The sequence below is a fragment of the Pseudomonas sp. TE3911 genome, from assembly GCF_054062775.1.
Genome location: NZ_JBSSFP010000001.1, coordinates 2,599,214 through 2,620,388, shown reverse-complemented (window position 1 = coordinate 2,620,388; position 21,175 = coordinate 2,599,214). Strand labels below are relative to the sequence as shown.

Genomic DNA, 21,175 nt, shown 5'->3' with positions numbered 1-21,175 from the left:
CGCTAGAAATTATTATTTAACTGCGCCGAAGGACAAACCGCGCACCAGCTGTTTCTGGCTGATCCAGCCAAAGATCAGGATCGGCGCACAGGCGAGGGTCGAGACGGCCGACAATTTGGCCCAGAACAAACCTTCGGGGCTGGAGTAGGAGGCGATCAGCGCGGTCAACGGCGCCGCGTTCGATGAGGTCAGGTTCAGCGACCAGAACGCCTCGTTCCAACACAGGATCAGCGACAGCAACACCGTGGAAGCGAGGCCGCCCTTGGCGATCGGCAGCAGTACCCGGACCATTTCCTGCCAGAGGGTGGCGCCGTCCAGGCGTGCGGCTTCGAGGATGTCTTTGGGGATGTCTTTGAAGTAGGTGTAAACCATCCAGACCACGATCGGCAGGTTGATCAGGGTGTAGATGATGATCAGCGCAATGCGCGTATCCAGCAGGCCAAAACTCTTGGCCAGCAGGTAGATCGGCATCAGCACGCCTACCGGCGGCAGCATCTTGGTGGACAGCATCCACAGCAGCGTGCCCTTGGTGCGCTTGGTTTCGTAGAACGCCATGGAGTAGGCCGCCGGCACCGAGATCAGCAGGCACAGGGCGGTAGCGCTGAAGGAAATCAGCACCGAGTTCCAGGCATAGCTGAAGTAGTTGCTGCGCTCGTTGATGTGCAGGTAGTTCTCCAGCGTCGGCGTGAAGATGAACTGCGGCGGCGTGGCGAACGCATCGATTTCGGTCTTGAAGCTGGTCAGCACCATCCAGAAGATCGGGAAGAAAATCAGGATCGCGATGGCCCAGGCCAACGTGCCGAGCAACAGGCTTTGCAGGCGGCGGGATTGTTGAAGCGTCATGGCGCGGCCCTCAAGGCTTGTCAGTCAGGTTTTTGCCGATCATCCGCACCAGGATGATCGCCGCGATATTGGCGATGACCACGGCAATCAAGCCGCCGGCCGAGGCCATGCCCACGTCGAATTGCACCAGCGCCTGGTTGTAGATCAGGTAGGCGAGGTTGGTCGACGCATAGCCGGGGCCACCGTTGGTGGTGGTGAAGATTTCGGCGAATACCGAGAGCAGGAAGATCGTTTCGATCATCACCACCACGGCAATCGGGCGGGCCAGGTGGGGCAGGGTCAGGTGCCAGAAAATCGCAATGGCGCCGGCACCGTCGAGACGTGCCGCTTCCTTTTGTTCCTGGTCGAGGGACTGCATGGCGGTCATCAGCAGCAGGATCGCGAAGGGCAGCCATTGCCACGACACAATGATGATGATCGACAGCAGCGGGTAGTGCGCCAGCCAGTCAACAGGTTCTGCGCCAAAGAACTTCCACACGGCAGCGAGGATTCCCGACACCGGGTGAAAAATCAGGTTCTTCCAGATCAGCGCACCGACGGTGGGCATGATGAAGAACGGAGAAATCAGCAACACCCGCACCAGGCCGCGACCGAAGAATTCACTGGCTTCCAGCAGCGCGCTGATCAACACGCCGAACACCACGCTGATCAGCAATACGCTACCTACCAGCAACAGGGTGTTGGAGGCACCGGGCAAGAAGCCCGAGTCGGTGATGAAGTAGGTGAAGTTCTCCAGCCCCACGAATTGGTTTTCGCCGGGGTAGAGCAGGTTGTAGCGGATCAGGGAAAAGTACAGGGTCATGCCCAGGGGCACGATCATCCAAAGCAACAGCATGGCGACCGAGGGCGTGACGAGGAACCAGCCGGGGTTGGCCAGGCGGTTTTTGGGTGCTGTATTCATGATAATCAAGGCCATTGCGAAGCAAGGATCGGAATGCGGTCAGGATGGGAGAGGGCTTGCCCCCGATAGCGGTGTATCAGTCACTGAATCATCAACTGGTAGATGGCTATCGGGAGCAAGCCCCCTCCCACATTTGACTGTGGTGAGACCAGGGTTATTTGGGGTAACCCGCCCGCTTCATTTCACGCTCGGTGGTGGTCTGCGCGGCGGTCAGTGCAGCATCGACCGTTTGCTGACCGGTCAGCGCACCGGAGAAGAACTTGCCGACCTGGGTACCAATCGCCTGGAACTCAGGAATGGTCACCAACTGGATACCGATATACGGCACCGGCTTGAGCGTCGGTTTGGTCGGGTCGGCGACTTTCAGCGATTCCAGGGTCACCTTGGCGAACGGTGCAGCCTTCATGTACTCGTCGCTGTAGGTCGACTTGCGTGTGCCAGGCGGTACGTTGGCCACGCCGTCGGTCTTGGCAACCAATGCGCCATATTCCTTGGAGGTTGCCCAACTGGTGAACACCTTGGCGGCGTCCTTGGCCTTGGAGCTGGTCGGGATCGCCAGGGACCAGGAATACAGCCACGAAGTGCCTTTGTCGGTCTTTTCGTGGGGCGCGAAGGTGAAGCCTACGCTGTCGGCCACCTTGCTTTGGGACTTGTCGGTGACAAACGAGCCGGCCACGCTGGCGTCGACCCAAATTGCACACTTGCCGCTGTTGAACAGCGCCAGGTTTTCGTTGAAACCGTTGCTGGACGCACCCGGCGGGCCGGATTTCTTCATGTTGTCGACGTAGAAGTTAAGCGCGTCTTTCCATTCGGGGCCGTTGAATTCAGGCTGCCACTTTTCATCGAACCACCGCGCGCCATAGCCGTTGGCCAGGGTGGTGATCAGCGCCATGTTTTCACCCCAACCGGCTTTGCCGCGCAGGCACAGGCCGTATTGCTCTTTGGTTTTGTCGGTGAGTTTGGCCGCGAATTCGCTGATCTGGGTCCAGGTCGGATGCTCGGGCATGGTCAGTCCGGCGTCCTTGAACAGGTCGGTGCGGTAATACGTGATCGAGCTTTCAGCGTAGAACGGCAGGGCGTACAGCGAGCCTTTGACGGACAAACCGTCACGCACAGAAGGGAAAACGTCGTCGAGGTCGTAGGAAGCCGGAAGATCCTTCATCGGTTCCAGCCAGCCTTTGGCGCCCCAGAGTGCGGCTTCGTACATGCCAATGGTCAGCACGTCGAACTGTCCGCCTTGGGTGGCGATGTCGGTGGTCAGGCGTTGGCGCAGCACGTTTTCTTCGAGCACCACCCAATTCAGCTTGATCTCTGGATGCTCGGCCTCGAAGGTCTTCGAGAGCTTTTGCATGCGGATCATGTCGCTGTTGTTGACGGTGGCAATGGTCAGGGTCTGCGCGCCAAAGCTGACGGCGCTGAGGGTCATGCAGGTTGTCATGCAGGTGGAGACAAGCAGTGCTTTTGCTGTGAACTTCATCGCGCACTCCATTTCCGCGCCCAGGGGCTACAGAAGGACAGTTATTGTTGTTGTGTCTTCCTACGAGGAGTCAGGAAGAGTGTGCGTTGATTACAGCCTTCAAATGGGGTTGTGACAAATCCTTGGGAGCACTTGGACTGATACTTTTTTGCACTCGGTCACACAGCCGTTGAAACCTTCAAGCCAGGTTCTGCTCGGTCAGCCGTTGCACCGCCAGGCGCCGGTAGTGGGAAGGGGTCATGCCCTTAAGCTGCTGAAAACGTCGGTTGAAGTTGGAGATATTGTTGAACCCCGACTCAAAGCACACATCGGTGACGGCCTTGTCGCCATCTGCCAGTAACTCGCATGACTTGCTGATGCGCAGTCTGTTGACGAATTCGATAAATGTGCGCCCGGTGGCCTGCTTGAACACCCGGGAAAAATACGTGGGCTTCATGCCCAAGTGTTCCGCCACTTCCTCCAGCGGCAACTCCCGCGCGTAGTGGGCGAAGATGTAATCCACCGCCCGGTTGGTACGGTCGATGCTGTGTTCATCGGCCAGTTGCGGCGTGGTCACGCCGGACAGCAGTTGGTAGTCCTCACAGGTACTCAACACTTCCAGCAAGATAAAGAAGTGCCCCAGGCGCGCCATACCCTGCGCGTCCTCGATGCGTTGCATCAGGGTCATGGCCTGGGCAATGGTCTTTCTGCAACGAAACTCGATGCCGTACTGGGCGCGTTCCAGCAGTGGGGTGAGGGTTTTCAGCTCGGTGAAGATATGGCTGCCGTTTTCCAGTAATTCATCGGTGAAGTTCACCAGCATGTCGCGCTTGGGCACCACCTCGTCTTCTTCCACCTGGCTGATCCAGTTATGGGGCAGGTTGGGGCCGGTGAGGAAGAGGCTTTCAGGGTAGAAATTACCGATGTAGTCGCCGATAAACACCTTGCCCGAGCTGGCGACGATCAGGTGCAGTTCGTATTCCTTGTGGAAATGCCAGCGCACCAGCGGACAGGGGAAACCATGCTGGCGATAGATGATGGACAGACCGTTGTGATCGTCCATCAGCTCGTAGGAAGGGTCGGTGATTCGCGCTGCTCGGGTCATGCTGCCGTCGCTTTTATTGTTGGTTGCGACCCGAATAATGCCCCCTTGTGCGCGACCCTGCCAGCGCCGGTGTTTACAGCACGCGGTTTTTTGCCTCGATCCACTGGGACATGTACTGGGTACTTTTGTGGGCGTGATGGCGCAGCATGCTGCCGGTAAAGTTGTCGCGGCGATGGGCGGCGAGGTGGCGACGGCAGTGCTCCAGGCACTCCACCAGCGCAGGCCCGTGGATGTTCTGGTCATAGCGGCGGGCAATCAACTGGCGGCCGTCTTCCTGGGCCTGGGTCCAGCGCTCGCGGTCCTGGTACAAAGCCACGGCAGCGGCGGCCAAGGCAGGCGCGCTGGTTTCGATCATGCCGGGCCATGGTTGCTCATCGCCCATGGCCTCGGCGCCGATCGGCGTGCTGATGCTCGGCGTACCGCACAGCATCGCGTCCGCCAGTTTGCCCTTGATGCCCGCGCCGAAGCGCAGGGGGGCCAGGCAGATGCGTGCTGCGCTCATCACCTGTAGCGCATCTTCAGCCCAGTTCATCACATGAAAGCCCTGGGCCGGGTTATGCAGGGCGGTGGCTTTGGGTGGGGTGTAAGCGCCATAGATATGCAGCTGCGCGCCGGGTAATTGTTGTCGAATCAGCGGCCACAGGCTGTTCTTCATCCACAGCACAGCGTCCCAATTGGGCGCGTGGCGGAAGTTGCCGATGCTGAGGAAATGCGCGCGGTCGTCAAACGGGACGAAGTTTTCGGTCAAGGGCTCCAGCATCAGCGGGCACCAGTGGAGCAGGGCGGCCGGCACCTTGAACTGCTCGGTCAGCAGGCGCATTTCCACGTCGGAGATCATCAGGTTGATGTCACAGCGGTAAATCGCCGCGATCTCGCGCTTGGCCACGTCGGTGTCGGCCATCAGTTGGAACTCATCTTCCAGGGCGGGCACAAACAGAGCGCTGAAGTCGTCGCTGTCGGGATGGCTCTTAAGGTGGTTCTTGAGCCGTTGCTGGCGGGCGTCGCGCAGGCTTTGCAGGTCGCAGGTTTCCAGCACGCGCAATGCGTCGGGGCAACACTTCTCCACGCGCCAGCCGAACTGCTCTTCCATCATGAAACGGTCGAACAGCACGATATCCGGAGCGAGCTCGCGGATAAAGTCGTCGAAACTGCTGTTATTGAGCTCGATGGCGCATTCGGCAATGCCCAGGGCGAGCAGGTCGGCTTTGTGCTCGCCGAGTGCAGCAGGGCTGCTGAAGGTAATGTCCCAACCTTGCGTAAGAAAGGTCTCAAGAATCTGCATCATATGCCCGCCAGCGGCCGAAGAACGCGGCTCCGGCCAGACATAACCAATGACCAGAACTTTGGTGGCAGGCGGATTCATCGACGACGGTTTCCTTTAAGGGCAGGCGAAAAGCGCGCAATTAAACCACAACCTGTGGGCATGACAATTTGTGTCTGGCGGTAGGTAGGCACGGCACTTTGTGGTTAACTTCCGCCTCTCGAATTCGTTTAACTAAACCCAGCATAAGGATTCTGTTCATGGCTCAAGTCACCCTTAAAGGCAACGCGGTCAAGGTTGAAGGCGAATTGCCGCAAGTCGGCACCCAGGCTCCAGACTTCATCCTGACTGCCAACGACCTGTCGGACGCAACCCTGGCGACCTTCGCCGGCAAGCGCAAAGTGCTGAACATCTTCCCAAGCGTTGATACCCCGACTTGCGCGGCGTCGGTTCGCAAGTTCAACGCCCAGGCCAACGAACTGAACAACACCGTTGTACTGTGCATCTCCACCGACCTGCCATTCGCCCAAGCACGCTTCTGCGGCTCCGAAGGCCTGGAAAACGTGAAGAACCTGTCGGATTTCCGCGATCCTGCTTTCGCTCAGGACTTTGGCGTGGCAATCGCTGATGGCCCGCTGCACGGCCTGACCGCCCGCGCCGTGGTGGTTCTGGACGAAAACAACAACGTCCTGCACAGCCAACTGGTTTCTGAAATCGCTGAAGAACCAAACTACGAAGCCGTTCTGGCTGTTTTGAAGTAACTGTTTGCGTGGATGCTGTCGTTTTGCAGTAACACGCGTGATACATGATTGCGGCCTGGCCTAGTCCAGGCCGTTTTCATTTGTGCTTCAGACGTTTAGGCAAATAGCCGACGGACTAGACCCAGACGTTAAAAGTTGTAAGTCCAAGGTAAATAGCCGGTAAAGGCGCTTTTCTTAATGCGCCCCAGTGCTTATCTTTCAGCCTCCCAAAGAAGAAGCTCTCGCGCCCAATGGTTGATCATTCCATGCAATCCTCCCCCCGCAACTCCCGTCGTTGGCTGTTCGGCCTGCTTGTGCTGCTGGTTATCGCCGGTCTGTGCTGGAAATTCTGGCCCGGCGGCGCGGCCCAAAAAGACGCACCGGCCGGGCACACCAGCAAAACCGGCATGGCACGCCCTGGTTTCGGCGGTTCCACGGGCCCGATACCGGTGCGCGTGGCGCCGGCGGTGTTGGGAGAGTTTCCGGTGTACTACAAGGCATTGGGCACTGTTACCGCGCTCAACACCATTAATGTACGCAGCCGGGTGGGCGGGGAATTGATGAAGATCGCCTTTGAAGAAGGGCAGATGGTCAAGGCCGGCGATCTGCTGGCCGAGATTGACCCGCGCAGCTACCAGAACGCCTTACTCCAGGCCCAGGGCACGCTGATGCAGAACCAGGCCCAGCTGAAAAACGCCCAGGTCGATGTGGAACGCTATCGTGGGTTGTATGCCCAGGACAGTATCGCCAAGCAGACCCTGGACACCGCCGAAGCGCTGGTCCTGCAATACCAAGGCACGGTCAAGACCAATCAGGGCGCGGTCGACGACGCCAAGCTCAACCTTGAATTCACTAAGATCCGCGCGCCGATCGCCGGTCGCGTCGGCTTGCGCCAGCTCGACGTCGGCAACCTGGTGGCCGCCAACGACACCACCGCCCTGGCCGTGATCACCCAGACCCAGCCGATCAGCGTGACCTTTACCCTGCCGGAAAACACCCTGGAAACCGTGCTCGCCCGTTACCACGCTGGCAACAAACTGCCCGTGGAAGCCTGGGACCGTGGCGACGTGAAACAGCAGGCCGTCGGCGTGTTGCAGAGCCTGGACAACCAGATCGACGTCACCACCGGCACTCTGAAATTCAAGGCGCGTTTCGATAACAAGGACAAAGCGCTGTTCCCCAACCAGTTCGTCAACGTGCACCTGCTGGCCGACACCCTGCACAACGTGGTGCTGGCGCCGTCCGCCGCGATTCAGTTCGGCAATGCGGGCACCTTTGTCTACAAGCTTGATGGCGACAAGAAGGTCAAGGTACAGCCCCTTGTGGTCGGTGATACCGACGGTGAAAACACCGTGATCAAGGAAGGCTTGGTCGCTGGCGACCGTGTGGTGCTGGAAGGCACCGACCGCCTTAAGGAAGGCAGCGAAATCGAAGTGGTCAACGACAGCACTGAAGTCCCGACCACCCCGACTGAGCACCTGCAAGGCAAACCGGCAGCGAAAGGGGAGACCGGCGCTGACGCTGGCAAGGCGCAAAAGGTCGGCGCATGAACCTGTCGCGGCTGTTTATCCTTCGCCCGGTCGCCACCACGCTGAGCATGCTGGCCATTGTCCTGGCCGGCATCATCGCGTACCGCTTGCTGCCGGTCTCGGCCTTGCCCCAGGTGGATTACCCGACCATTCGGGTGATGACCCTCTACCCCGGCGCCAGCCCCGACGTGATGACCAGCGCGGTTACCGCGCCCCTTGAGCGCCAGTTCGGGCAGATGCCCGGCTTGACCCAGATGGCGTCCACCAGTTCCGGCGGCGCTTCGGTACTGACCCTGCGTTTTAACCTCGACATTAATATGGATGTCGCCGAGCAACAGGTGCAGGCCGCGATCAACGCCGCCACCAATTTGCTGCCCAAGGACCTGCCTGCGCCGCCGGTGTACAACAAGGTCAACCCGGCGGATACCCCGGTGCTGACCCTGGCTATCAGCTCCAAGACCATGTTGCTGCCCAAGCTCAATGACTTGGTCGACACGCGCATGGCACAGAAAATTGCCCAGATCAGTGGCGTCGGCATGGTCAGCATCGCTGGCGGCCAGCGTCAGGCCGTGCGGATCAAGGTCAACCCCGAAGCCCTGGCGGCTAATGGCCTGAACTTGTCGGATGTGCGCACCTTGATCGCGGCGTCCAACGTCAACCAACCCAAGGGTAACTTCGACGGCCCGACCCGGGTGTCGATGCTCGACGCCAACGACCAGTTGGTCTCGCCCCAGCAATACGCCGAACTGATCCTGGCCTACAACAATGGCGCGCCGTTGCGCCTTAAAGATGTGGCACAGATCGTCGACGGCGCCGAAAACGAGCGCCTCGCGGCTTGGGCCAATGAAAACCAGGCGGTGCTGCTGAACATCCAGCGCCAGCCGGGTGCCAACGTCATTGAGGTGGTGGACCGCATCAAGGCGTTGCTGCCGAGCATCACCGACAATCTGCCTGCCGGCCTCGACGTCACCGTCCTCACCGACCGCACCCAGACCATCCGCGCCTCGGTCAAGGACGTACAACATGAATTGCTGATCGCCATTGCCCTGGTGGTGATGGTGACCTTCCTGTTCCTGCGCCGGGTCAGCGCCACGATTATTCCGTCCATCGCCGTACCGTTGTCTCTGGTGGGCACTTTCGGCGTTATGTACCTGGCTGGGTTCTCCATCAACAACCTCACGCTGATGGCCTTGACCATCGCCACCGGGTTTGTGGTGGACGATGCCATCGTGATGCTGGAGAACATCTCCCGGTACATCGAAGAAGGCGAGCCCCCCCTGGCCGCCGCCCTCAAGGGCGCCAAGCAGATTGGTTTCACCCTGATTTCCCTGACCCTTTCGCTGATCGCGGTGCTGATTCCGCTGCTGTTCATGGCCGATGTGGTGGGACGCCTGTTCCGCGAATTTGCCATCACCCTGGCGGTGGCGATCCTGATTTCCCTGGTAGTGTCCCTGACCCTCACGCCGATGATGTGCGCGCGGTTGCTCAAGCGTGAGCCGAAAGAGGCAGAACAGGGCCGCTTCTACAAGGCCAGCGGCGCCTGGATCGACTGGATGATCGAAGCCTACGGGCGCAAGTTGCAGTGGGTGCTCAAGCACCAGCCGCTGACCCTGCTGGTGGCCATCGCCACGTTGGGTCTTACCGTGGTGCTGTACCTGGTGGTGCCCAAGGGCTTTTTCCCAGTGCAGGACACGGGGGTGATCCAGGGTATTTCCGAGGCGCCGCAGTCGATTTCCTTTGCGGCCATGAGTCAGCGCCAGCAGGCGTTGGCCAAAATCATCCTGGCGGATCCGGCGGTGGAAAGCCTGTCGTCCTACATCGGTGTGGATGGCGATAACGCGACCCTCAACAGCGGACGCTTGCTGATCAACCTCAAGGCCCACGGCCAGCGCGACTTGAGCGCAGCCCAGGTAATCACGCGTCTGCAACCGGAAATCGACAAGTTGGTGGGTATCCGCCTGTTTATGCAGCCGGTGCAGGACCTGACCATCGAAGACCGTGTGAGCCGCACCCAGTACCAATTCAGCATGTCCTCCCCGGACTCTGAGTTGCTGGCGCTATGGAGTGACAAGCTGGTGCACGCCCTCGGCCAGTTGCCGGAGCTTACCGACGTCGCCAGCGACCTGCAGGACAAAGGCCTGCAGGTGTACCTGGTGATCGACCGCGATGCGGCCTCGCGCCTGGGCGTCAGTGTGTCGACCATCACCGACGCGCTGTACGACGCCTTCGGCCAACGCCAGATTTCCACCATCTACACCCAGGCCAGCCAATACCGCGTGGTGTTGCAGGCCCAGTCCGGTGAGACCCTCGGCCCGGATGCACTGAACCAGATCCATGTGAAAACCACCGACGGCGGCCAAGTGCGGCTGTCGAGCCTGGCCCGTGTGGAACAGCGTCAGGCGCAGTTGGCCATTGCCCATATCGGCCAGTTTCCGGCCGTGATGATGTCGTTCAACCTGGCTCCCGGCGTGGCGCTGGGCAAGGGCGTGGAGCTGATCAACCAGGCGCAGAAAGACATCGGCATGCCCGTGGGCGTGCAGACCCAGTTCCAGGGCGCAGCCCAGGCGTTCGAAGCCTCGCTGTCGAGCACCTTGCTGCTGATCCTGGCGGCGGTGGTCACCATGTACATCGTGCTCGGCGTGCTCTACGAGAGCTATATCCACCCGATCACCATCCTGTCGACCTTGCCTTCGGCGGCGGTGGGGGCATTGCTGGCCCTGCTGCTCAGTGGTAATGACCTGGGCATGATCGCGATCATTGGCATCATCCTGCTGATCGGTATCGTGAAAAAGAACGCGATCATGATGATCGACTTCGCCCTCGACGCCGAACGCAACCAGGGTCTCGACCCACAGACCGCGATCTACCAGGCCGCGCTGTTGCGCTTCCGGCCAATCCTGATGACCACCCTGGCCGCGCTGTTCGGTGCGGTTCCGCTGATGCTGGCCACCGGCTCCGGTGCTGAATTGCGCCAGCCGCTGGGTTTGGTGATGGTCGGCGGCCTGCTGGTGAGCCAGGTGTTGACGCTGTTCACCACACCGGTGATCTACCTGTATTTCGATCGCCTGGGTCGTCGCTGGCGCAAAGAGCCGCAAAGCCTGGAGCCGGTTGAGTCATGAACCTGTCCGGACCTTTCATCCGCCGACCGGTAGCGACCCTGCTGCTGAGCCTGGCGATCATGCTGCTGGGCGGGGTGAGCTTTAACCTGTTGCCGGTCTCGCCGCTGCCGCAGATCGACTTCCCGGTGATCGTGGTCTCGGCCAGCTTGCCGGGTGCCAGCCCCGAGGTGATGGCCTCGACCGTGGCCACGCCGCTGGAGCGCTCCTTTGGCGCGATTGCCGGCATCACCACCATGAGCAGTTCGTCGAGCCAGGGCTCTACCCGAGTGATCCTGGCGTTTGACTCCGACCGTGATATCAACGGCGCGGCGCGTGAAGTGCAGGCGGCGATCAACGCGTCACGCAACCTGCTGCCCAGCGGCATGCGCAGCATGCCTACCTACAAGAAAATCAACCCGTCCCAAGCGCCGATCATGGTGCTGTCGCTGACCTCGGACGTGTTGCAAAAGGGCCAGCTCTATGACCTGGCCTCGACCATCCTGTCCCAAAGCCTGTCCCAAGTGCCGGGTGTGGGCGAAGTGCAGATCGGCGGCAGTTCCCTGCCAGCGGTGCGCATCGAGCTGGAGCCCAAGGCCCTCGACCAGTACGGCGTGGCTCTGGACGATGTGCGCAACACCATTGCCAACGCCAACCAGCGGCGACCCAAGGGGTCGCTGGAAGACAGCGAGCGCAACTGGCAGATCCAGGCCAATGACCAGTTGGAAAAAGCCAAGGACTACGAGCCGCTGCTGATTCGCTACCAGAATGGCGCGGCCTTGCGCCTGTCGGATGTGGCGAAGATTAGCGACGGCGTTGAAGACCGCTACAACAGCGGCTTCTTCAACAACGAGCCGGCGGTGCTGTTGGTGATCAACCGCCAGTCCGGCGCCAACATCATCGAGACCGTCCGACAGATCAAGGCTCAACTGCCGGCGTTGCAGGCGGTGCTGCCGTCCAGCGTCAAGCTCAGCCTGGCCATGGACCGCTCGCCGGTCATCACCGCCACCTTGCACGAAGCCGAGATGACCCTGCTGATTGCCGTGGGGCTGGTGATTCTGGTGGTTTACCTGTTCCTCGGTAACTTCCGCGCCTCGCTGATCCCGACCCTGGCGGTGCCGGTGTCGCTGGTGGGCACTTTCGCGGTGATGTACTTGTACGGGTTCTCGCTGAACAACTTTTCGCTGATGGCGTTGATCCTGGCCACCGGCCTGGTGGTGGACGATGCCATTGTGGTGCTGGAGAACATTTCCCGGCATATCGACGATGGTGTGCCGCCCATGAACGCGGCGTACTTGGGCGCCCAGGAAGTCGGCTTTACCTTGCTGTCGATGAACGTGTCGCTGGTGGCGGTGTTCTTGTCCATTCTGTTTATGGGCGGGATTGTCACCAACCTGTTCCGCGAGTTTTCCATCACCTTGTCCGCCGCGATCATTGTGTCGTTGATTGTCTCGCTGACCTTGACCCCCATGCTCTGCGCTCGCTGGCTCAAGCCCCACGTCAAAGACCGGATGACCGGTTTGCAGCGCTGGAGCCAGAGGATCAACGACCGGATGGTCGCCGGTTATGCCACCAGTCTGGACTGGGTACTGCGCCATCGACGCCTGACCTTGCTCAGCTTGTTGCTGACCATCGGCATGAACGTGGCGTTGTACGTGGTGGTGCCGAAAACCTTTATGCCCCAGCAGGACACCGGCCAGTTAATCGGCTTTGTGCGCGGCGATGACGGGCTGTCGTTCAGCGTGATGCAGCCGAAGATGGAGACTTTCCGCAAGGCGGTGCTCAAGGACCCGGCGGTGCTTAGCGTGGCGGGCTTTATCGGCGGCAACAACGGCACCAACAACGCGGTAATGCTGGTACGCCTCAAGCCCATCAGCGAACGCAAGATTTCTGCCCAGGCGGTGATTGAGCGCCTGCGCAAGGAAGTGCCGCTGGTGCCGGGCGGGCGCCTGTTCCTGATGGCTGACCAAGACCTGCAATTTGGCGGCAGCCGCGACCAGACCAGCGCGCAGTACTCCTACATCCTGCAAAGCGGTGATCTGGCCGCATTGCGCCTGTGGTACCCGAAAGTCGTCGCTGCGTTGCGTGGACTGCCGCAACTCACCGCCATCGACGCCCGTGAAGGCCGGGGCGCAGCCCAGGTCACGCTGATTGTCGACCGCGACCAGGCCAAGCGCCTGGGCATCGACATGGACATGGTCACCGGGGTGTTGAACAACGCCTACAGCCAACGGCAGATTTCTACGATCTACGACAGCCTTAACCAGTATCAGGTGGTCATGGAGGTCAACCCCAAATACGCCCAGGACCCGATCACCCTCAACCAGATGCAGGTGATTACTGCCGATGGCGCACGGGTGCCGTTGTCGACCATTGCCCATTACGAGAACAGCCTGGCCGATGACCGGGTCAGTCACGAAGGCCAGTTCGCCTCGGAAAACATCGCCTTCGACATGGCCGAAGGGGTGACGGTGGAGCAGGGCACGGCCGCCATCGAACGGGCGATTGCCAAGGTCGGTTTGCCCGAGGACGTGATCGCCAAGATGGCCGGCACTGCCGATGCCTTCGCAGCCACCCAGAAAGGCCAGCCGTTCATGATCCTCGGCGCGCTCGTGGCGGTGTACCTGGTGTTGGGCATTCTGTATGAGAGCTACATTCACCCGCTGACGATCCTCTCGACCCTGCCGTCGGCCGGCGTCGGCGCCATGCTCGCGATCTACCTGACAGGGGGCGAGTTCAGCCTGATCTCCTTGCTGGGGCTGTTCCTGCTGATCGGCGTGGTGAAGAAAAACGCAATCCTGATGATCGACCTGGCCCTGCAACTGGAGCGTAACGACGGCTTGGGCCCCTTGGAGTCGATTCGCAGCGCTTGCCTGTTGCGTCTGCGGCCGATCCTGATGACCACGCTGGCGGCCATCCTCGGTGCCTTGCCCTTGCTGCTCGGCGCCGGCGACGGCGCCGAAATGCGTCGCCCCCTGGGCCTGACCATCATTGGCGGCCTGGTCTTCAGCCAGGTCCTGACCCTTTACACCACCCCGGTGGTTTACCTTTATCTCGACCGCGCGCGCCATCGTTTCAATAAATGGCGCGGCGTGCGTACCGATGCTGCCCTGGACACTGCGCTATGACCGATTCAACCTTTGCCAAATTGGCCATGACCCGCGGTTCCCGTGTCGCGAGCCTGGTGCTTTGCGGCGTATTGCTCAGCGCCTGCGCCGTCGGCCCGGACTACAAGCGCCCGGATGTTATCGAACCCGTGCAATTCAAGGAGGCCCAGGGCTGGCGTCAGGCCACGCCGAGTGATTCCTTGGCCCGTGGCGCCTGGTGGGAGTTGTACGGCGACCGCCAGCTCAACGACCTGGTGGTGCGCCTGAATACGGCTAACCAGACGGTGGCACAGGCCGAGGCGCGTTTTCGCCAGGCCCAGGCACTGGTGCGCAGTTCGCGCGGGGCGTTTTACCCGACGGTCGACCTGAGCGCCGGTAAAACCCGCGCCAGCCAGGGCACCGGCAGCAGCAGCGCAAGCCTCAGCAGTTCCAGCAGTGGTATCCGCGACACCCTCAACGCGCAATTGGGCGTGAGCTGGGAAGCCGACATCTGGGGCAAATTGCGCCGTGGTCTGGAAGCCAATGAAGCCAGCGCCGAAGCCAGCTCGGCGGACTTGGCGGCCATGCGCTTGAGCCAGCAATCGGAACTGGTGCAGAGCTACCTGCAATTGCGCGTAATGGACGAACAGACCCGCTTGCTGCAAGCCACGCTGGACACTTACCAGCGCTCCCTGCAAATGACCGAAAACCAATACCGCGCTGGTGTCTCCGGCAAGGATGCGGTGGCCCAGGCGCAAACCCAGCTCAAGAGCACCCAGGCGAGTCTGATCGACCTGATCTGGCAGCGTGCGCAGCTGGAAAACGCCATTGCGGTATTGATCGGCGAAGCGCCGGCCAACTTCAACCTGGCCGTGAGCAAGGACATCCCGGCACTGCCACAGATTCCGGTGAGCCTGCCGTCGCAGTTGCTGGAGCGCCGCCCGGACATCGCCTCGGCCGAGCGCTCGGTGATCGCTGCCAACGCCAATATTGGCGTGGCCAAGGCCGCCTACTACCCAGACTTGAGCCTGAGCCTGGCCGGTGGTTATTCCAGCAGCACGTACGCTGACTGGATCAGCCTGCCAAACCGCTTCTGGTCAGTGGGCCCGAAGCTGGCCATGACCTTGTTCGACGGCGGCCAGCGCTCGGCGGAAGTCGACCGCACTGTGGCGTCCTACGACGAAACTGTGGCCAAGTACCGCCAGACGGTGCTCGACGGCTTCCGTGAAGTGGAAAACTACATGGTGCAACTCAAGGTGCTGGAAGACGAGGCGGTGGTCAGTAACGAAGCGCTGGAAGCGGCGCGCGAATCCCTGCGCTTGACTCAGAACCAGTACAAGGCGGGGTTGATTGCCTACCTGGATGTGGTGACGGTACAGGCGACCGCACTCAGCAATGAACGCACGGTGTTAACGCTGCTGCAGAGCCGGTTGGTAGCCAGCGTGCAACTGATTGCCGCTTTGGGGGGCGGTTGGGATGGGCAGACGTCAATAGCCGAGTAGGCGTGAGGGGGAATAATGCTACGTGGTCAGGACTCGTTGCGCGCACTTGGTGCGGTCTTAGCCAATTGAGTCTGTAGTTGCTGAGCGAAGATCAACAGGCCAACGCGCGATAGCCGAACGAAAGGGCTCTTTGTTCGGCTCACTCATCATTGTTTGCCAACCTGAGTTAAATGGCTCTGAGGGATATTAAATCAGCAAATTTGTATGACTTGGAGTTGTTCTCAACATGCAGCTCTAAAGAGTCATGGTTATACGATATCAAACTCCCAAATTCTGTTGTAGAGCGACCTTTGTATTCCAGAATTATTTTTGTGTACCGTGGTAGGTATTTTAGAATTTGGTCAACTTTACAAGCAACTCGAAATTTCAATACTCGGTTATCTCCGTCGGTTAATTGGTATTCTTTTCCACCGGGAAAATGATAGGTAATGACCGTGTCCTCGAAAGCGTCGATTCTCCCCCAGACTTCATATATTTTTTGTTTTTCATAACATATTTGTTTGTCATAACATAGATGAGTGCTTACTACGTACTCGCCATCGTCAATGGGGAAAGTTCCGCGTTCAGCAATTTTTCGCTCTACATAGGGTGTTATATCGGTCACTGCTTGAGCATCTCCGATGTTTTCGATTCTATAAGACTTGATTTCGCCGCCTTTGTCTCGAATACATTGAGTGCCTTTCAGGTGGCCAGTATTCTCAGTATTATTAGGGTATAGAAGTGCGATGATGGCCATTTCTGAAACTCCGAATGTCATGTGGAGTAAAGTTTATCGCTCTCAGCATGAAAGTCACCTGTAAGATATGACAGTTTTATATATCCTTACGGAATAAAAATTTTATTTTTATGGAGTGCAGGATGCTGGGAGTTTGTGTTAAGCCCGATTTCAAAATACGGGCGTCTATACTGGAAAAGGGGTAACAATCCTCTAAAATTTTTAGTTTTTGTTATCCCGAGACCCGCCAACACTGAAGCGACACACTGCCTTTGATACGCAGGTGACGTCGCACACGAGCTATAGACCACTCCGGACCTGGCCAGTAGTTTGACGTCAAATTACAGGTGATGGCCCTATGATAATTAATCACCTGCACCAGAATTAATCTCGCTACAATCGCGCGCTTTGCCACCCTGGCACGGACGTCTCAAAACTGTTGCCCGCGAGAAATCCCATGCTCATCGGTAGTTATTCAACCTCCCTCGTCGTGATCTCCCTGTGCGTTGCGATCCTGGCCTCTTATACCGCGCTGGACCTGACCGGCCGCATTGCGACCGCCAAGGGCCGCGCGGTTTATTTGTGGATGGCCGGCGGGGCATTGGCCATGGGCGTGGGTGTCTGGTCGATGCACTTCATCGGCATGTTGGCCCTGCGCCTGCCGTTTGCCTTGGGCTTCGATATCGGCATTACCGCGCTGTCGTTGTTGATCGCGGTGATGTCCAGCGGCTTTGCCTTATGGCTGGTCAGCCAGCCGCGCTTGCCCGCCTGGCAATTGGTGTTTGGCGCGCTGGTCATGGGCACCGGCATTGCCACCATGCATTACACCGGCATGGCCGCGATGCGCATGACCCCCGGTATCGACTACGACCCCACCTTGTTTGGAGCTTCTCTGTTAATAGCGGTCGTGGCCTCGGGCGCCGCCTTGCAGATAGCTTTCAACCTGCGGCGCAACACGCCGTATGTACGCCTGGCACGCGGCGGGGCGGCGGTGGTGATGGGGTTTGCCATCGTCGGTATGCATTACACCGGAATGGCCGCGGCACGCTTTGCCGATGACAGCTACTGCGCTGCCGCGTTGGACGGCTTGACCGGCAAGGGCCTGGATAACCTGGTGCTGGTCACCACCCTGGCGGTGCTTGCCATCGCGTTGCTGACCTCGTTGCTCGACGCGCGACTGGAGGCCCGCACCGCGGTGCTCGCCGACTCCCTCAGCCTGGCCAATCAGGAACTGACCCACCTGGCCCTGCATGACATGCTCACCGGTCTGCCTAACCGCACGTTGCTGGCCGATCGGATTCAACAGGCCATACAGGCGGTTAACGAGCAGGGCGGTTGCTTCGCCTTGATGTTTATCGACCTGGATGGCTTCAAGCCAGTCAACGATGCCTTTGGCCATCACATGGGCGACCAGTTGCTGCGCGAAGTCGGCCTGCGCCTGCGCGAAGACTTGCGCGGCCATGACACCCTGGCGCGCATCGGCGGTGATGAATTTGTGCTGTTGGTGCAACTGAGCCAGCCAGACGATGCCCTGCGCTTGGCCGAGCGGCAGGTCGGGCTGATCAACCGCTCATTCCAGGTGGCCGAGCATGAGCTGAAAATCTCGGCCAGTATCGGCATCGCTGTGTTCCCCGGTAACGGTGGCAACCCCCAGGAATTGTTGATGAACGCCGACGCCGCGATGTACCACGCCAAGGGCATGGGCAAGAACGGCTACAGCTTTTTCGACGTGTCGATGAACACCAATGCGCGCAAGCAATTGCAGTTGTTGCAGGACCTGCGCAACGCCCTCGACCAAGAGCAATTTCGCTTGTACTACCAGCCCAAGTTCGATGCGGTCAGTGGTATTGCGGTGGGCGCCGAAGCGCTGGTGCGCTGGGAGCATCCGCAGCAGGGCCTGTTGTTGCCGGCCACCTTTATCGAACTGGCGGAAAAGACTGGCTTGATCATTCCCATCGGCGAATGGGTGCTTAATGAGGCCTGCCGTCAGATGAGCGTGTGGTACGCGCTGGGTTATGAGCATTGGCGCATCGCCGTGAACCTGTCGGCGTTGCAGTTCTGCCATGCGGGGCTGGTCAAGAGTGTGGCCGACGCCCTTGATCGTCATCAGTTGCCGGCCAACAGCCTGACCTTGGAGATCACCGAAACCACCGCCATGAGCGATGCCGACGCGAGTATGACGGTGTTGCAGCAGCTCTCGGACATGGGCGTCGACCTGTCCATCGATGACTTCGGCACCGGCTATTCCAGCCTGATGTACCTCAAGCGCCTGCCGGCCAACGAGTTGAAGATCGACCGCGGTTTTGTGCGCGACCTTGAGCACGACAGCGATGACGCCGCCATCGTTTCGGCCATCGTTGCCCTCGGCCAGGCCTTGGGATTGCGGATTGTCGCCGAAGGCGTGGAAACGGACGTGCAGCAGAGTTTCCTCACGCGGCTGGGCTGTAACTCCCTGCAGGGTTACTTGCTGGGGCATCCGCTGCCGGCCGATGGTTTCATGGCGGATATTCTGCGGGCCGAGGACGCACAGGCGCCTGACAAAAACAGTGCCTGACGGTTAGTATCGGATCCAACCCTAACGCCAGGTTGGATCAGGAGACCGTACGCATGGACAAAGTTGTCATCATCACCGGGGGCAGTCGCGGTATTGGCGCCGAAACGGCACTGCTGGCGGCGCGCGAAGGCTATCGCATCTGCATCAACTACCGCTCCGATGAAAAAGCCGCCCTGGGCGTACTGGAACAGGTCCGTGGCCTGGGTGCCCAGGCGATTGCTGTGCGAGCTGATGTCAGCATCGAAGATGAAGTGATTGCGTTGTTTCATCGCGTCGACGCCGAGTTGGGCCGCGTGACCGCCCTGGTCAACAATGCCGGCACCGTGGCGCACAAGTCTCGGGTCGATGAGATGTCCGAATTCCGCATCCTTAACATCATGAGGACCAATGTGCTGGGGCCGATCCTGTGTGCCAAGCACGCGGTGTTGCGCATGTCGCCCAAACATGGCGGGCAGGGTGGCAGCATCGTCAACGTGTCCTCGGTGGCGGCGCGCCTGGGCTCGCCGGGTGAATACGTGGACTATGCAGCCTCCAAGGGCGCCCTCGACACCTTCACCATCGGCCTGTCCAAAGAAGTGGCAGGTGAGGGTATCCGCGTCAACGCAGTACGCCCCGGCTATATCTTTACCGACTTCCACGCCCTCAGCGGCGACCCGGATCGGGTCAGCAAGCTGGAGTCCGGCATTCCCATGGCCCGTGGAGGGCGGCCGGATGAAGTGGCGGAAGCGATTATCTGGTTGTTGTCGGATAAGGCGTCGTATGCCACCGGGACTTTTTTAGATTTGGGTGGCGGCCGTTGAGTCGGTAGCGTCTGTGCGGGCGCCATCGGGAGCAAGCCCCCTCCCACACTTGGACTGTGTGAACCCGATCAAAATGTGGGAGGGGGCTTGCTCCCGATGGCGTCAGAAAGAGCAACCCCCCCTCCCTCAAAACGACCGCACAATCCGCCCCAACGTCTCCATCGCCTTCTCCGAGGCCTCGGTCCACGGGCTGCCATAGTTCAGGCGAATACAGTTTCTGAAGCGCTGGGTCGCCGAAAAAATCGGCCCCGGTGCAATGCTGATGCCTTGGGCCAGCGCCATCTGGAACAACTTCAATGAGTCCGTTTGTTCCGGCAATTCCAGCCACAGGAAATACCCTCCGGCCGGCTGGCTGACGCGGGTCTGCGCCGGGAAATACCGAGCGATGGCGGCGAGCATGGCGCTTTGTTGCTCCTCCAGGGCATAACGCAATTTGCGAAGGTGGCGGTCATAGCCGCCATGTTGCAGGTAGTCGGCAATCGCCGCCTGGGCTGGCATCGACGGGCACAGCGAGGTCATCAGCTTGAGACGTTCGACCTTTTGCGCATAGCGCCCGGCGGCGACCCAGCCGACGCGGTAGCCGGGCGCCAGGCTCTTGGCAAAGGAACCGCAGTGCATCACCAGTCCTTCGGTGTCGAAGGCTTTGGCCGGCTTGGGCGCCTGTTGCCCGTAATACAGCTCGGCGTACACATCGTCCTCAATCAGCGGCACCTGGTGACTGCGCAACAGCTCAACCAGTGCTTGCTTCTTTTCTTCCGGCAACGTTGCGCCCATGGGGTTCTGGAAACTGGTCATGGTCCAGCAGGCCTTGATCGGATAGCGCGCAAGGGCTTGCGCCAGGGCGCCGAGGTCGATGCCGTCGCGCGGGTGCACCGGAATTTCCACCGCCTTGAGCTTCAGGCGTTCCAGCACTTGCAGGCAGGCATAGAACGCCGGAGCCTCGATGGCCACCAGATCGCCGGGTTCCGTCACGGCCTGCAGGCACAGGTTCAGGGCTTCCAGGGCGCCATTGGTGATCAGCAGTTCTTCCATCGGCAGCATCAGGCCGCCGACCATGTAGCGCAGGGCAATTTGTCGACGCAACTGCGGATTGCCCGGCGACATGTCGGTGACCACCAGGCGCGGGTCCATTTCACGGCTGGCGCTGGCCAGGGATCGGGCCAGGCGTTGCAACGGGAACAGCATGGGGCTTGGGAACGCCGAGCCGAAGGGCACTGTGTTGGGGTCTTTGATCGAGTCGAGCACGGAAAACACCAACTCGCTGACATCCACCTCGGTGGACTCGTGCACCTGCTCGCTCACCGCCGGCTCAGAGAACGGGCTCGGTGCATGGGTGTTGACGAAGTAGCCGGAACGCGGCCGAGCACGGATCAGGCCACGGCGTTCCAGCAGGTAATAGGCCTGGAACACTGTGGACGGGCTGACGCCGTAGGTTTGGCTGGCGTAGCGCACCGACGGCACACGTTGGCCAGGCCCCAGGACGCCAGAGCGGATCAGTTCGGCAATGTCTTCGGCGAATTTTTCGTAGCGTTTCATAGGGGCCTTAACAATGTTTATACGAGCACAGATCCAATCCGGGAGGGGTAAG

Annotated in this window: 14 protein-coding genes; 7 read left to right on the top strand and 7 right to left on the bottom strand. The window is 60.0% G+C overall.

All coding sequences use genetic code 11. From position 1 onward, the window contains the following. Positions 1 to 12 precede the first annotated feature (12 nt). From ACVWXD_RS11955 to ACVWXD_RS11935, 5 genes are all read right to left on the bottom strand, one after another. Entirely contained in the window at positions 13 to 843 is an 831-nt protein-coding gene (locus ACVWXD_RS11955; RefSeq protein WP_032886872.1) for a carbohydrate ABC transporter permease, read from the bottom strand. A gap of 10 nt (positions 844 to 853) precedes the next feature. Beyond that, on the bottom strand, positions 854 to 1,744 hold the full coding sequence (locus tag ACVWXD_RS11950; RefSeq protein WP_050442832.1) for a carbohydrate ABC transporter permease: 891 nt from the start codon (positions 1,742 to 1,744) through the stop codon (positions 854 to 856). A 154-nt stretch (positions 1,745 to 1,898) separates the two neighbouring features. Beyond that, the gene (locus tag ACVWXD_RS11945; protein ID WP_401381034.1) at positions 1,899 to 3,182 is read right to left on the bottom strand and encodes an ABC transporter substrate-binding protein; all 1,284 of its coding nucleotides are present in this window, start codon (positions 3,180 to 3,182) and stop codon (positions 1,899 to 1,901) included. A 217-nt stretch (positions 3,183 to 3,399) separates the two neighbouring features. Continuing rightward, positions 3,400 to 4,305 carry an AraC family transcriptional regulator gene (locus tag ACVWXD_RS11940; RefSeq protein WP_099602877.1) on the bottom strand — a complete coding sequence of 302 codons (906 nt, stop codon included), beginning with the start codon at positions 4,303 to 4,305 and terminating at the stop codon, positions 3,400 to 3,402. A gap of 73 nt (positions 4,306 to 4,378) precedes the next feature. After that, positions 4,379 to 5,668, bottom strand: a complete 1,290-nt coding sequence (locus ACVWXD_RS11935; protein ID WP_457371053.1) for a glycosyltransferase — start codon at positions 5,666 to 5,668, stop codon at positions 4,379 to 4,381. A gap of 158 nt (positions 5,669 to 5,826) precedes the next feature. On the opposite strand from ACVWXD_RS11935, the gene tpx reads away from it, so the two are divergent. The 5 genes from tpx to ACVWXD_RS11910 all read left to right on the top strand — a co-directional run bounded on the left by tpx (position 5,827) and on the right by ACVWXD_RS11910 (position 15,518). Further along, a complete protein-coding gene (gene tpx / locus ACVWXD_RS11930) occupies positions 5,827 to 6,327 on the top strand; it encodes a thiol peroxidase (protein WP_457371052.1) in 501 nt (166 codons plus the stop codon). A gap of 230 nt (positions 6,328 to 6,557) precedes the next feature. Then, positions 6,558 to 7,856 (top strand): MdtA/MuxA family multidrug efflux RND transporter periplasmic adaptor subunit, encoded by a 1,299-nt coding sequence (locus tag ACVWXD_RS11925; protein WP_286817839.1) that lies wholly within the window; start codon positions 6,558 to 6,560, stop codon positions 7,854 to 7,856. Further along, positions 7,853 to 10,954 carry an MdtB/MuxB family multidrug efflux RND transporter permease subunit gene (locus ACVWXD_RS11920; RefSeq protein ID WP_442116991.1) on the top strand — a complete coding sequence of 1,034 codons (3,102 nt, stop codon included), beginning with the start codon at positions 7,853 to 7,855 and terminating at the stop codon, positions 10,952 to 10,954. The genes ACVWXD_RS11925 and ACVWXD_RS11920 overlap by 4 nt, the downstream gene beginning before the upstream one ends. After that, positions 10,951 to 14,058 (top strand): efflux RND transporter permease subunit, encoded by a 3,108-nt coding sequence (locus tag ACVWXD_RS11915; protein ID WP_181643665.1) that lies wholly within the window; start codon positions 10,951 to 10,953, stop codon positions 14,056 to 14,058. The genes ACVWXD_RS11920 and ACVWXD_RS11915 overlap by 4 nt, the downstream gene beginning before the upstream one ends. Further along, the gene (locus tag ACVWXD_RS11910) at positions 14,055 to 15,518 is read left to right on the top strand and encodes an efflux transporter outer membrane subunit (protein WP_032886861.1); all 1,464 of its coding nucleotides are present in this window, start codon (positions 14,055 to 14,057) and stop codon (positions 15,516 to 15,518) included. The genes ACVWXD_RS11915 and ACVWXD_RS11910 overlap by 4 nt, the downstream gene beginning before the upstream one ends. A gap of 166 nt (positions 15,519 to 15,684) precedes the next feature. Here the strand turns inward: ACVWXD_RS11910 and ACVWXD_RS11905 are convergent, their stop codons facing one another. Then, complete coding sequence (locus ACVWXD_RS11905) at positions 15,685 to 16,254, bottom strand: hypothetical protein (protein ID WP_095185864.1); 570 nt, start codon at positions 16,252 to 16,254, stop codon at positions 15,685 to 15,687. 436 nt (positions 16,255 to 16,690) lie between these two features. Between ACVWXD_RS11905 and ACVWXD_RS11900 the strand changes: the two genes are divergently transcribed. Both ACVWXD_RS11900 and ACVWXD_RS11895 read left to right on the top strand, forming a co-directional pair. Next, positions 16,691 to 18,787 (top strand): putative bifunctional diguanylate cyclase/phosphodiesterase, encoded by a 2,097-nt coding sequence (locus tag ACVWXD_RS11900; RefSeq protein WP_095185863.1) that lies wholly within the window; start codon positions 16,691 to 16,693, stop codon positions 18,785 to 18,787. Between the two features lie 53 nt (positions 18,788 to 18,840). After that, entirely contained in the window at positions 18,841 to 19,587 is a 747-nt protein-coding gene (locus tag ACVWXD_RS11895) for an SDR family oxidoreductase (RefSeq protein ID WP_032886857.1), read from the top strand. Positions 19,588 to 19,713: 126 nt separating this feature from the next. Here ACVWXD_RS11895 and mapR read toward each other — a convergent pair whose 3' ends face one another. After that, positions 19,714 to 21,123, bottom strand: coding sequence for a GntR family transcriptional regulator MpaR (gene mapR / locus ACVWXD_RS11890; protein ID WP_032886855.1), 1,410 nt, complete (start codon positions 21,121 to 21,123; stop codon positions 19,714 to 19,716). Positions 21,124 to 21,175 lie beyond the last annotated feature (52 nt).